Source organism: Chryseobacterium sp. CBo1, from assembly GCF_001693475.1.
GTDB classification, from domain to species: Bacteria; Bacteroidota; Bacteroidia; order Flavobacteriales; family Weeksellaceae; genus Chryseobacterium; species Chryseobacterium formosense.
This window is the reverse complement of sequence record NZ_MAUH01000002.1, coordinates 21,680-35,192: the sequence shown is the minus strand read 5'-3', so window position 1 is coordinate 35,192 and position 13,513 is coordinate 21,680. Positions and strand designations below refer to the sequence as shown.

10 protein-coding genes are annotated in these 13,513 nt (G+C 35.1%); 4 read left to right on the top strand and 6 right to left on the bottom strand.

The genetic code is table 11. The features are described from left to right. Positions 1-23 precede the first annotated feature (23 nt). Both BA768_RS02710 and BA768_RS02705 read right to left on the bottom strand, forming a co-directional pair. Positions 24-1,241 carry a TCR/Tet family MFS transporter gene (locus BA768_RS02710; RefSeq protein ID WP_065719598.1) on the bottom strand — a complete coding sequence of 406 codons (1,218 nt, stop codon included), beginning with the start codon at positions 1,239-1,241 and terminating at the stop codon, positions 24-26. A 210-nt stretch (positions 1,242-1,451) separates the two neighbouring features. Continuing rightward, positions 1,452-4,361, bottom strand: a complete 2,910-nt coding sequence (locus BA768_RS02705) for a protein translocase subunit SecDF (protein WP_034673487.1) — start codon at positions 4,359-4,361, stop codon at positions 1,452-1,454. Positions 4,362-4,582: 221 nt separating this feature from the next. Between BA768_RS02705 and BA768_RS02700 the strand changes: the two genes are divergently transcribed. Beyond that, positions 4,583-5,956, top strand: a complete 1,374-nt coding sequence (locus tag BA768_RS02700) for a PQQ-dependent sugar dehydrogenase (protein WP_065719686.1) — start codon at positions 4,583-4,585, stop codon at positions 5,954-5,956. Positions 5,957-6,097: 141 nt separating this feature from the next. On the opposite strand, the gene hemN is transcribed toward BA768_RS02700, so the two are convergent. The 4 genes from hemN to BA768_RS02680 all read right to left on the bottom strand — a co-directional run bounded on the left by hemN (position 6,098) and on the right by BA768_RS02680 (position 11,221). Continuing rightward, the gene (gene hemN / locus BA768_RS02695; protein ID WP_034673484.1) at positions 6,098-7,456 is read right to left on the bottom strand and encodes an oxygen-independent coproporphyrinogen III oxidase; all 1,359 of its coding nucleotides are present in this window, start codon (positions 7,454-7,456) and stop codon (positions 6,098-6,100) included. Positions 7,457-7,502: 46 nt separating this feature from the next. After that, entirely contained in the window at positions 7,503-8,414 is a 912-nt protein-coding gene (locus tag BA768_RS02690) for a sialate O-acetylesterase (protein ID WP_065719597.1), read from the bottom strand. 78 nt (positions 8,415-8,492) lie between these two features. Beyond that, a complete protein-coding gene (locus BA768_RS02685) occupies positions 8,493-9,527 on the bottom strand; it encodes a WD40/YVTN/BNR-like repeat-containing protein (RefSeq protein WP_228388268.1) in 1,035 nt (344 codons plus the stop codon). A 62-nt stretch (positions 9,528-9,589) separates the two neighbouring features. Further along, positions 9,590-11,221: an APC family permease gene (locus BA768_RS02680; protein WP_051882554.1), complete on the bottom strand. Its 1,632-nt coding sequence runs from the start codon at positions 11,219-11,221 to the stop codon at positions 9,590-9,592. 166 nt (positions 11,222-11,387) lie between these two features. Here BA768_RS02680 and pnuC point away from each other — a divergent pair, with 166 nt between their 5' ends. From pnuC to dapF, 3 genes are all read left to right on the top strand, one after another. Then, positions 11,388-12,065 carry a nicotinamide riboside transporter PnuC gene (pnuC, locus tag BA768_RS02675; protein ID WP_065719595.1) on the top strand — a complete coding sequence of 226 codons (678 nt, stop codon included), beginning with the start codon at positions 11,388-11,390 and terminating at the stop codon, positions 12,063-12,065. Then, the gene (locus tag BA768_RS02670) at positions 12,062-12,628 is read left to right on the top strand and encodes a hypothetical protein (protein ID WP_051882553.1); all 567 of its coding nucleotides are present in this window, start codon (positions 12,062-12,064) and stop codon (positions 12,626-12,628) included. The genes pnuC and BA768_RS02670 overlap by 4 nt, the downstream gene beginning before the upstream one ends. A gap of 99 nt (positions 12,629-12,727) precedes the next feature. Beyond that, positions 12,728-13,495: a diaminopimelate epimerase gene (gene dapF, locus BA768_RS02665; protein WP_034676968.1), complete on the top strand. Its 768-nt coding sequence runs from the start codon at positions 12,728-12,730 to the stop codon at positions 13,493-13,495. Positions 13,496-13,513 lie beyond the last annotated feature (18 nt).

The following is a 13,513-nucleotide window of genomic DNA, read 5'->3' as shown; positions in this document are numbered from 1 at the left end:
TTTCGTTTAATTTTAAACTAATTTTAAGATTTCTTTTTCTGAAAAGCAAAGTAAGTGACAACAACGCTCACAGTCATCATCACAAAAGCCAGAAAGAACGGTGCTCCCGCAAATTCAAAAGGCGCTTCATCATGGGTGAAATAATAAAATAAATTCGTCATCATTGGCGGACCAATAATGGATGTTGCGCTCATTAAACTCGTCAAAGCTCCCTGCAATTCTCCCTGTTCATTACTTGGAACAGATTTCGTAATCACTGATTGCAAAGCAGGACCACAGATTCCGCCTAAACAGTACGGAATTAAAAAAACAAACATCATCCATCCTTCCGTTGCAAAGGCAAAAAGTAACATTCCTATTGCATACAAAGCCAAACCGTAGTAAATACTTTTCTGTTCGCCCAGTTTTGGAGTTGTCCACCGAATCAAAACACCCTGAACCAGCCCAACCAAAAGACCGACAACGCCAAGGGAAATTCCGACCATTCTTTCGTCCCAATTGAATTCATACATGGTAAAGAAATTCCAGTTGCTCTGAACGGCATGACCTGCAATATAGATTAAAATCAAAGCAAAAATCAACCCTGAAATTTCAGGATGTTTCCCTAAAAACTTAAATGAACCTACAGGATTTGCTCTTTTCCAGCTGAATTCTCTTCTTTTGTCTTTATCTAAACTTTCCGGAAGTATGAAATATCCATAAAGGAAATTTAAAAGACATAGAACAGCCGCTGCATAAAAAGGAACTCTTGAACCGTAATGTCCTAAAAGTCCACCCAAAACAGGTCCAATGATAAATCCTAAACCAAAAGCAGCACCAATTAAACCAAAGTTCTTTGCCCGGTCTTTATCGGTTGAAATATCCGCAATGTATGCACTTGCCGTCGTCACACTTGCTCCCGTAATTCCGGCGATTACCCTTCCAGCAAAAAGCCACACGATTGTAGGAGCCAAAGCAAGGAAAATATAATCTATCGCAAAACCGAAAAGTGAAATCAGAATAATAGGTCTTCTTCCGAATTTATCACTGAGATTTCCAACAACAGGCGAAAAAACAAACTGCGTAAAAGCATAGGCAAAACCAAGCCAACCACCATATTTTGCGGCTTCGCTGATGTCTGCATGAATCAGCTCTTTAATCAGATCCGGAACAACAGGAATGATGATTCCCCATCCTGTAATGTCGATCAGAAGCGTAATAAATATGAAGCCAATGGCTGCCTGTTTTTTAGAATTCTCCATAACGGTGCAAAATTAATCAAATAAGAAAAAATAATGATTCTAAATTGGTTGTTTGGTGATAGTTGTTTGGTGATGGATGATGGGTGATGGATGTCTGAGATATAAGTAATTATTCTTTTACTTGAAATATTGAATATTGAATTTAACATTTGAATAAAAAAAAGAGCCTTTCAAACCGAAAGACTCTTTTCTTATTTAATGTAGTTTAAATTATTTTGTTGCAAGAACTTCTTTGTTTGAAGAAGATTTACCATGTACTTCTTCTTCTTTACCGGTTCTTAAGAAATCGTAAGCGATTGCCGATGCAATAAAGATTGATGAATAAGCACCGAACCCGATACCGATCAACAACGCAAACATAAATCCTCTTAAGTTGTCTCCACCAAAGATGAAAATCGCAAGAATTACAAGTAATGTTGTAAACGTTGTGTTGAATGTTCTACCCAATGTACTTGAGATTGCATCATCAAATAAACCTGACAAAGTCAATGCTTTTTTCTCTCTTAGATATTCTCTGATTCTATCGAAGATAATTACGGTATCATTGATCGAGTAACCCAATACGGTAAGAATCGCTGCAATGAAATCCTGATTGATCTCCATATTGAAAGGCATTACTTTATGAAGCAAAGAATATGCTCCCAAAATAATGATCGCATCGTGGAACAATGCCGCAACCGCTCCTAAAGAGAACTGCCATTTTCTAAATCTGAACAAGATGTAGATGAAGATTCCCGCCAAAGCTGCAACAACTGCAAGAATACCGTGTGTCTGAATATCATCCGCCACTGTAGGTCCTACTTTTTCCGAAGAGATAATTCCTGCGTGATCTTTATCTGCAGATTTGAAATCTTCTAAAGTAATGTTTGAAGGTAAGTTTGGTTTTAAACCTTCATATAATTTCTGCTCAATGGTCTGGTCAGCTTTCAAAGATTCGTCATCGATAAGATAATCTGTAGAAATTTTCAACTGCTTATCATTACCAAAAGTTTTAGCTTCAACAGAAGAGTTTTTACCGTCTTCAGTAGTGAACATTTTCACCAAATTATGCTCGATATCTTCTGCATTCACATCTTTATCGAATCTTACTACATAGTTTCTACCACCTGTAAAGTCGATACCATATTTAAATCCGTTTATAGCGATAGATCCAATAGAAATAACCGTTAAAACTGCAGAAATGATATAAGAATATTTTCTCTTTCCGATAAAATCGATCCAAGTATTTCTGAAAAGATTTTTCGTTGGAGAAGTCCATACAGAAAGACCTTTACCTTTATTCAGTCTGTGGAAGATCATTACTCTTGAAAGTAAGATAGACGTAAATAAAGTCATTACAGCACCAATTAACAACGTTAATGCGAAACCTTTGATAGGTCCTGTTCCGAAGAAGAACAATACGACTGCCGTTAAGATCATCGTTAAGTGACCATCAATAATTGCATTTAACGCATGTTTGAAACCATCTTTGTAAGCTTCTAAAATACCTTTCCCTGCAAACAATTCTTCTTTTGTTCTTTCGTAAATAATTACGTTTGTATCTACTGCCATCGCCATCGAAAGTACGATACCAGCGATACCAGGAAGTGTAAGGGTAAAGTCTCCGGAATCCATAATTCCGAAAATATAAAATAAGTTGATTATCATTGCAATTACAGCGTAAACTCCCGCTCCACCGTAATAGAAAATGATATACGCAATAATAATTAAGAATGCGATTGCAAATGAAATTACCCCTGCATCAATTGATTCCTGTCCTAAAGATGGACCAACTTGTGTAGCCTGAACCACTTTTGCACCTGCAGGTAACTTACCAGCTCCTAAAACGTCTACCAATTCTTTAGCTTCTTCCTGAGAGAAGTTCCCCGAGATTTGCGTTCTACCGTTAGGAATTGCACCGACAACATTTGGTGCAGTATACACTCTGTTATCCAAAGTTACAGCAACCGGTTTACCGACGTTTTTCTCAGTTAGAGTTTTCCAGTCTTTTGCACCTTTAGAATCCATCTGCATGTCTACCACGACTCTGCTCAATTCATCATAGCTGATGTTCGCAGTTTCTACAGCACCGTCTACCGGAGCTTTTTGGTTGATATTACCTCTTACAGCATACAATACTAAGCTGTTCGGATCTGTAGATTCAGGTTTATAACCCCACATGAACTGGGTATATTTTATGTTTGCCGGACGTAAAGACTGACCAATTTTGCTGTTGATAATTTTATTTACAGCAGCAGTATCAGATAGTTTTACAGAAGCAACACCGTTCGTTCTCAATTTATCAAGCTGAAGAAGATTCATGAAGTTTACGTTTTTCTTCACGCCCATAGAATCTCCTTTAGCAGAAACAGTAGATGTTAAAGTCTGGAAATAAGGCAATACTTCCGGAATCTGCTGTACTTCCCAAAACTGAAGTTTAGCAGAAGTCTGAAGCATTTTCTTCACCTTATCGATATCTTTCATACCCGGCATTTCTACAGAGATTCTAGCCGTTCCCGGAACTCTCTGTACGTTTGGCTGGATGGCTCCAAGTTTATCAATTCTGGTTCTGATTACCTCGAAAGCTGTTCCTACAGAAAGATCAATTCTTTTCTTTACGATGCTTTTTACCTGCTCATCAGTAGTATTGAATTTAATTTCAGAAAGGTTTGTGTTTCCGAAAATCTCAGGATCTGCAAGTTTAAGATTTGCACCTTTTGCTTTGTTTACAGCATCAAACTCTACAAAAAAATTATCGATGTAAGATTTTGTAGAATTTTTCTGAACTTCATCTGTTCTGTTTAAAGCTTCAATAAGAATAGGATTGGTAGAATAATTGGTTAAATCATTCACCAAATCTCTCTGGTTGATCTCCAAAAGAACGTTGATCCCTCCTTTAAGGTCAAGACCAAGTTTCATTTCCTTGTCTTTCGCTTTAGAATAATAAAGTTCTGTGAAACCTAAGTTCAGTGTATCCTTAGAAAGTCTTTCGATTTCTTTCTGATACTTTTCCGGATTGTCTCCTGCAATAGCAGTTGCCTGCTTTTCAATTTTGCCGGCGTACCATGTTGGTAATAGCTCATTTAAGCAAATTAACCCTAGTACAATAGCAACAATTGTAATAAGTCCTTTTCCTTGCATTTTGTTATAACTACGTTAAATTAAGTCGGCAAATATAATGATTTTATTGATATTTTATGAATTTTTAAGAGCAGAAATGGTTTATTTTCAGAGATATCGGCAATTATTTTTTTGTTAAAATTTCACAGAAAGTTTTATTTCAAATCTATTAGATTTATTTAAAAGCTGTTGGTATGAAATTTTCATTAAATAAATTACAACACCTTAATCATCAAAATATTATGAAAAAACTACTATTTTCTCTCAGTCTTTTTTCTTCCCTTATTTCTTATTCTCAAAGTTTTAATCTGGAAGAATTTGCAACCGGACTTTCGAATCCGGTAGAAATTACAAATGCCAATGACAACAGGCTTTTCGTGGTACAACAGAACGGAATCATCAAAATTATTCAACCTAACGGGACAGTAAATGCTGCAGATTTTTTAAACATCAGCAGCAAAGTATTGTTCGGAGGCGAAAGAGGTCTTTTAGGCCTGGCTTTTCACCCACAATATGCAACAAACGGATATTTTTTTGTGTATTATAATAACAGTTCGAACGGAAACATAATTGTAGCAAGATATACAGTAAGTAGCTCAAATGCCAATGTTGCGGATCCTAATTCTGAAAAAATAATTTTGAATATTCCTAAACCATTTGACAATCATAACGGCGGAAGCATTCATTTCGCACCGGACGGAAATTTATGGATTGTTACAGGAGATGGTGGAAGTGGCGGTGACCCGAATAATAATGCACAAAATAAAAATTCTCTGCTCGGAAAATTACTGAGACTTGATATTAATTCTACAGGACCTTACAATATTCCGGCAGGAAATCCTTTTGCGGGATCGGGAGTTGACGGCGCTGATGAAATTTGGTCATACGGATTACGCAATGCATGGAAATTTTCTTTTGATCTTACCACTGGAAATGTAATGATTGCCGATGTAGGACAAGGAGTTATTGAAGAAATCAACAGAATGCCGATTACTCAAGCCGGAACCAATTACGGATGGAGATGTTATGAAGGGAACAACAATTACAATACGACAGGTTGTGCTGCTTCTACTACCATGACTTTTCCGGTTGCGGTATATGATCATTCAGGTGGAAAGTGTTCGATTACGGGAGGTTATGTTTACAGAGGAACGCAATATCCAGGTTTGCAGGGTAAATATTTTTTCGCAGATTATTGCTCCACTCAAATCGGTATGATGGAAACTAATAATGCTATTACGTGGAGCAATGCCTATTCCGGAAACAATTTTTCTACATTCGGCGAAGACAGTCAGAAAAACCTTTATGTTGCTGCCGTAAACAATGGCAAAATCTATAAAATTACGACTTCGACTTTAGGCGTTCAGGATAATAATATGTTTAACGGAATCAGAATCTATCCTAATCCTGCTCATGAAAGAATATTTGTAGACGGATTGAAAGACAGCCAAAGCACCGCAGAAATCATCAGTACGGATGGCAAAAGAGTTTTGGAGGAAACAAAATTTGATAGTGAAAACAGCATTAATATTACAGGAATTCCTGCAGGAGCTTATTACATTAATATTAAATCGGGAGATTTGAGATCTTATACAGAGAAAATTATTATAAAATAAACTTTAAACCATTAAGATAAATATCAAAGATATTTTTGAGTAGTGCTTAATTCAATCCTAATAATTCTTAAATCTTCATAAATCTTAATGCTAAAAAAATATTATAAAAAAAGCGATTCAGGTTTTGAATCGCTTTTTGTTTTATATCGTCATTGAGAAAATTCTCGTTTCCGGTTTATTTCTCATCATTCTTAAATCAAAAACCATGGAAACATTTCTTGTAAACGCTCTTCCCTTTTCTGTAATTTTGATTTGATTATCATGAATTTCCACCAATTCGTCGCGCTCCATTTCCGAAAGCATATCGAAAGCATTTTCAAGTTCAGGAATGGCATTTTTATCTTCAAAAGTGGTTTCCAATTGACACATCAGATTTAAAATATGTCTTCTGATCAGAAGATCTTCTTCATTCAGAATATGACCTTTCACAACAGGAATTTCACCTCCTTCAACAATTTTCTGATATTCTTCAACCGTTTTTACATTCTGGGCAAAAGCATACCAAGAATCTGAGATAGAACTCATCCCTAAACCTATCATAAGCTGAGTTTTGCTTGAAGAATATCCCATGAAATTACGATGAATATTTCCTGAAATCATAGATTTGTATAACTCATCATCCTCAAGAGAAAAATGATCCATACCGACTTCTTTATATCCTAATTCTTCTAATAATTTTTTACCGTCTTCATACAATCTTCGCTTTTCTTCACCGCTTGGCAGATCACTTTCATCAAAACCTCTTTGTCCTACTCCTTTTATCCAAGGAACATGAGCATAAGAATAATAAGCCAAGCGATCCGGTTTCAGCTCCAAAGTTTTATGAATGGTAAGAGCCATACTTTCCCAATTGGAATGCGGTAAACCATAAACCAAATCATGGGAAATACTTGTATAACCAATTTCTCTGGCCCATTCTGTGACATTTTTTACGTTTTCGAAAGGCTGAATTCTATTGATGGCTTTCTGCACTTTCAAATCATAATCCTGCACACCAAAACTGGCTCTTCTGAAACCAAGGTCAAACAAAGTCTGTAAATGCTCTCTTGTTGTATTATTCGGATGTCCTTCAAAAGAAAACTCAGGATGTTCGGCTATTTCAACCGTATCAAAAATTCCCTGAAGTAAAGTTTTTAGATTTTCTGGAGAAAAAAAAGTTGGAGTTCCTCCGCCTAAGTGCAGTTCCTTTAATTTAGGCTTTTCATTAAATAATTTAAGATAAAGCATCCATTCTTTCAGAACACTTTCCAGATACGGGATTTCTACGCTGTGTTGTTTCGTAATACGTTTATGACATGCACAAAATGTACACAATGCTTCACAAAACGGAAGATGTATATAGATTGAAATTCCTTCCTGCGCGTTGCTTTCATTGAAAGACCTGATGACACTTGATTTCCATTTTTCCGGAGAAAAAGTAGATTCGTCCCAATAAGGAACGGTAGGATACGAAGTATAACGCGGGCCGGGAATATTATATTTATCGATTAACGAGTTCATAGTGCAAAATTAACCATAAGTTCTGAATTAAAGATTATGAAATATATTAGTCTTTCTTTTCGAAATTTATAATGAGTCTAAATACTTCATCTGCAAACTGCTTTCCTAAATCGATATAACCTGCACTGTCATAATGCCAAGGATCATTTCCGTAGTTATATTTTTTTGTGGAACGAACGATTGCAGCATTCTTATCATTTCGAACAAATTTTTCCTGAGCATACTGTACCAACTCTCCCATCGGCCAGACTTTCCCTTTCTCATTTTTTCCTGAATCTGAAATTTTTCCGATGACAACAGGTAAATCATCCATTAAAACCGAAGCTCGCATCTGATTCATCAATATTTTTAAATGACTGTAATAATTATTTGCAATTTCTTCATCATAACTTGCATCACCTTCACCCTGCATCCAAAGAATTCCCGACATGACCAACTCGTCTGTTTTTCCGTTTCCGTCAATATCTTTTTCGCTTAAAGCATTTTTAACTGTTTTCAAGAAATTATCGTATTGATTGATTCCGTTTTTACCATTAAAATCTGCATCCCAGCAACCAAAATTTGACGCAGCTAAGCTATCTATTGACGTTCCTTCTCTTGCATATTTTATCAAAGCTATTTTATCATTTGGAAATAATTCTTTCATTCTTTTGGCAAAAGTCATTTCCAAACCAAATCGGTCTGAAAGTGTATTTGTTTTTCCGTCCGTTTTAAACCCTGTTCCGTTTCCGGGTTTTAAAATATCCCATCTTCCAACTCCGCCATTTTTATCTCCATCGGGAACAGAATTTCCATGAAAGATATAAACGTCTTTAAAAGTTTTAGCGTCATTCGGAAGATCTTTATTATAACCAAAACCGTTCATATTCGACTGTCCTGCCAAAATGAAAACTCTTATTTTTTGGGTATAAAATACAGTCGGAATTAATAGAAGAAATACTATTTTTAAATTTTTCATGAAGAAATTTTAATCAAAGATAGTTTTAGGAAAGTTGAATTCGATTGTCTTTTTAACGTAATACTCTATTGCTGAAATCTAAAATTTTAATTTCATCACAGAAATTTTATCTTTTCCTGCAAGAACCACTGTATTTTTATCAACCCATTTACAAACATAAAAGCCTTTTTCATCTGCAATTTTCTTCCATGTTTTTCCAAAATCTGAGGAATAACTGATGTGTTTATCGCCAATTGCAATAATTTCCTTTCCCTTCGATCCCGGTTTTATTTTTACACAGGTCATATATCCTGCATTTTTTCCGGAAGCCTGAATCTGCCAAGTTTCTCCGCCATCATTTGTTGTCGCAATATTGTTGATGTTTGCTTCCTGTTTTGTGTAATCTCCACCGACTGCAATACCGAATTTATCGTCTGAAAAATCGATTGAATACATTCCTTGAGAAGATTCTCCTTGAATAAAAGGTGTTTTATATATATATGATTTTAAAGTAGTATAATCTATTTTAATAATTCTTGAATTCTTGCCTCCTGTTGCAATCCAAATATTAGTTCCGTAATGGACAATATTAGTGTTACTTGCTGCAAAAGCCGCCTCACCTTCATTCAATTTTATGCTATTAAAGCCTTCTCTTTTGGTGAGTGTATTGAAATCCAAAACAGAATTCAATTTTGGCATTATAAAAGATAATTTTAAATTCAAATCTTTTGCCGGATCACTAAATGTAACCGCATGTTCGTCATTTACAAAAATGAATGCATCGTAAAATGCCGTTTTCAAAGTATCTGTATAAATATTTACGACCGAAAGATCTTTTTTATCTATTCTAAAAAAATGAGCCGGACTTTCAATGTTAATAGCATAAAAAGCATCTTTATTCTGCGCCAACGTTCTAAACTGTAATTTTTTTTCAGACAATTTTATCTGCTTTTGATTTTGAGGATTTTTTAAATCTACATATCCAAATTTAGAATCTGTTCCGCTATACCATACTTTACCATCAAACAATTCGATGGCACGAATGCTTATCTTATCATTTAAAATGGTTTCAAAACTTTCGATTTGCTGAGAAAATACAATCAGATTTAAAACCGAAAATAAAAGTGTGAACATTTTTTTCATGTCAACAAAAATATAAAATCCACAGAATTCTGTGGATCTTATACGATTATATTTTATAAATCTAAATCAGGTTTTTCTAAAGGTTCCTGTTCTGCTTTGAACGTTTCGCCAAAACCTGTTTTATGAAGTTTAGAGTTTCTCAAGCTGTAAGTAAAGTAAATTATTACTCCTAATGCAAGCCATCCTAAAGAAAGATATTTTGCTTCATGACTTAAATTCCAAATCAGATATAGATTAATTCCGATTCCTAATGTTGCAATAACAGGGAGTGCAGGAACTTTGAAATTTCTCGGTAATTCAGGTTGTTTTTTTCTAAGAATCCAAACTGCAATACAAACCATTGTAAATGCGAATAGAGTTCCAAAACTTGTCATATCAGCTAATTTTGAAATAGGTGTAAATGCAGCAATCGTTGCAATTACAATTCCTAAAATCATTAAACTTTTCGCCGGTGTTTTCTTAGTCGGATGTAAATCTGAGAACATTTTGGGAATTAAACCATCTTTAGACATTCCCAGGAAAATTCTCGATTGCCCCATAATCATGACCATTAAAACGGAAACCAAACCTACCGTTGCAGCAATGGTAATAATGTAACCAGCCCAACCCTGTCCTGCAATTTCAAAAGCGTAAGCAACAGGAGCTTTAATTGCATCAGGAAATTTACCTTGAGGATTAAAATCTGAATAATGCATCATTCCTGTTAAAACTAAAGACACCAAGATATATAAACCCGTACAAACCAAAAGTGAAACAATAATTGCAAACGGAACATCTTTTTTAGGATTGATTGCTTCTCCAGCCTGAGTAGAAACTGCATCAAAACCTACATACGCAAAGAATATGGCCGCTGCTCCTGAAATAATTCCCTGAATACCATACGCTTCTTTTATCTTGTCGCCTTCCATTACTTTTGTAACTTCAGGAATGAAAGGATTCCAGTTATCAGTATTAATGAAGAAAACTCCTGCGATAATAACGAATAAAACAGCAGAAACTTTCATAATTACAATCATGTTGTTTGCTTTTGCCGCCTCTTTTGTTCCTTTAATCAGAATTGAAATGACAAAAAGAACAATTAAAAATGCAGGTAAATTAAGCATTATTTTAAATCCGAATAAATCAGGAGCTGCATTATAATTAGCAATAATTTCTTGTAACTGTCCTAGTTTTTCGGCACTTAAACCTCCTTTTTCAATTGCTTTAGTTGCTTCTGTAAATGCACCACTTGCTGTTCCCGGATCAGTTGTTAACCAATTTGGCAAATGAAGACCAAACATTTTCAGCAATTTATTAAAATATCCAGACCAAGAAACCGCAACCGTCATAGATCCCATTGCATATTCGAGAATTAATCCCCATCCGATAATCCATGCAAAGATTTCTCCTACAGTTCCGTATGCATAAGCATAAGCAGAACCTTCCACAGGTAATATTGATGCAAACTCAGAGTAGCATAATGCTGCAAAAACACAGGCAATTCCGGCAATTACAAATGATAACGCCAAAGCAGGTCCCGCATGATAATACGCTCCTGTTCCTGTTAATACAAAAATTCCTCCTCCGATAATCGCTCCAATTCCGATGGCTGTAAGACTCCATTTACCGAGTACTCTTTTAAGCTGACTACTTTTTACATCGTCCTCAAAAGCACTCATCGGCTTTTTGGTCCAAATTTTAGACATATTTTTTTATTTAATTAAAGATTTACGAAAATATAAAAATTTTAGAGACCTTAACATTTATTGACACATTTTAATCTATTTATTTTAATTTTAAATTATAAAAAACTGATTTACACTTATTTTAATGCATTTTTAAGTAAAGCAATTTTTAGTTATTTTTGAACTCATGAATCTATATGATCTCTTCATAAAACCATATGAAGTTTACACAAATGTCCAAATTTTTTTAGAAGCCTTAGCGGCGGCTTTTGGTATGCTGAGTGTTTTTCTTACCATCAAAAAAAATATCTGGCTATATCCTACCGGAATTATTTCTACTCTGATCTATGTTTATATTCTCTTCAATTTCGGATTATTGGGAGATTGTATGATTAATGTTTATTATACGATCATGAGTATTTACGGATGGATTTTATGGAATAAAAATTCTGAAGATCACATCCACGTTGATGTTACCTACGCAACCCGTAAGGAATGGTTTTATTCATTTTTATTATTTATTTTAAGTATTATTTTGGTTACCATTGTGTATTATTACAAACCTTATATCGACAATCAGTTTTCGATGGACGGTGCGAATCTTGGTTTAGATCATCTGGATTGGGCAAATTGGCTGGATGTTTTAACGACCTCTACATTTTTAGTCGGAATGTGGCTGATGGCGAAAAGACGCATTGAGAACTGGATTTTCTGGATAATCGGCGACCTCATTTGTATTCCGATGTTTATTTATAAGGGTCTCGGCATCACTTCGGTTCAATATTTGGTATTTACAATAATGGCTATCATGGGATATGTCAGTTGGAAAAAAAGTTTTAAAGAAAAAAATACAACAAAGTCATGAAAAATTTAATAAAAATAGGATTTGGAATTTTCATAGGTTTAAGCTTAGCATCTTGTGCTGCGTACGGCGGCAACTATTCGGCTTATGGAGATCCTTATTATGATAACGGATATTATTATGCTCCACAAGCATACTACGGAAATGGAGGATACTGGGGTAATGACGGATATTATTACAGAGACGATATGAGATATTACTATGATAACGGCATACCTTATTATTATGGTAACAACCGAACAAAAGTTTATGTAGAAAGACGTAGTGGAGCTACGGGAAACAGCGGTTTCAGAAACAATACATCTTCTACTCCAACAAACAGTAACAACAATAACAGCGGTTTTAGAAATAATAACAGACAGAACAATAATCAGAAGCCACCGAGAAACAACAGCAGCAATACTGGTTTCAGAAATAATCAACAAAATAACACACAGCAAGCTCCAAGAAGTAATAGCAATAGCGGTTTCAGAAATAATAATACAACCAGAACAAGGACTGAGGCACCTCAAAATAACAGCCAACCACGTCAGAATGACCAAAATCGTTCCGGTGGTTTCAGATAATAAATAAATATTCTAAATAATAAAACGAGCAGGGCGACCTGTTCGTTTTTTGTATAAAATACAGTAATTTTGCAGGTTGATTTAAGAAAAACAGAAAGTATGGAATTTTATAAATATCAGGGAACAGGAAACGACTTTGTAATGGTAGATAACCGAGATCTTCAGTTCCCGAAAGATAAAAAAATCATTGAGAAATTGTGCGACCGTCGTTTCGGAATCGGAGCAGACGGGTTGATCCTGTTGGAAAATGACGACAATTATGATTTCAAAATGGTTTATTACAATTCAGATGGCGGTGAAAGTACGATGTGTGGGAACGGTGGAAGATGCTTGGTTGCCTTCGCATTCTTTCTGGATATTTTTGAGAACAAATGCACATTTATTGCTATTGACGGTGAACATGAAGCTGAAATTCACAACGGAATTGTAAAGCTAAAAATGATTGATGTTGATACAATTTCAAATGACGGAAACGATTCAGTTCTGAATACAGGCTCTCCACATTATGTAAAATATGTAGAAGACATCGCCAATTACAGAGTTTTTGCCGAAGGAAACAGTATCCGAAACTCTGAAAATTATAAGGAAAAGGGCATCAACGTGAACTTTGTTGAAAATATTTCTGATGATGAAATTTTCGTAAGAACCTATGAACGAGGCGTTGAGGACGAAACTTTCAGCTGTGGAACAGGAGTTACAGCTTCTGCTTTAACTTTTCTGCAAAAAAGCAATCTAACCTCTGTAAAAGTTAAAACGTTGGGCGGAAACCTGAAAGTTTATGCAGAAAAAAATGGAGAATCTTTCCATCAAATCTGGCTTGAAGGTCCGGCAAAACAAGTTTTCAGAGGTAAGGTAGATCTTATTTAAAAAAACAAAAACTTTTAA

Coding starts and splice junctions, on each gene's coding strand:
- BA768_RS02685 (WP_228388268.1), bottom strand. CDS start 9,527: ATGTTCACACTTTTATTTTCGGTTTTAAATCTGATTGTATTTTCTCAG.
- pnuC (WP_065719595.1), top strand. CDS start 11,388: ATGAATCTATATGATCTCTTCATAAAACCATATGAAGTTTACACAAAT.
- BA768_RS02705 (WP_034673487.1), bottom strand. CDS start 4,361: ATGCAAGGAAAAGGACTTATTACAATTGTTGCTATTGTACTAGGGTTA.
- hemN (WP_034673484.1), bottom strand. CDS start 7,456: ATGAACTCGTTAATCGATAAATATAATATTCCCGGCCCGCGTTATACT.
- BA768_RS02670 (WP_051882553.1), top strand. CDS start 12,062: ATGAAAAATTTAATAAAAATAGGATTTGGAATTTTCATAGGTTTAAGC.
- BA768_RS02690 (WP_065719597.1), bottom strand. CDS start 8,414: ATGAAAAATTTAAAAATAGTATTTCTTCTATTAATTCCGACTGTATTT.
- BA768_RS02700 (WP_065719686.1), top strand. CDS start 4,583: ATGAAAAAACTACTATTTTCTCTCAGTCTTTTTTCTTCCCTTATTTCT.
- BA768_RS02710 (WP_065719598.1), bottom strand. CDS start 1,241: ATGGAGAATTCTAAAAAACAGGCAGCCATTGGCTTCATATTTATTACG.
- dapF (WP_034676968.1), top strand. CDS start 12,728: ATGGAATTTTATAAATATCAGGGAACAGGAAACGACTTTGTAATGGTA.
- BA768_RS02680 (WP_051882554.1), bottom strand. CDS start 11,221: ATGTCTAAAATTTGGACCAAAAAGCCGATGAGTGCTTTTGAGGACGAT.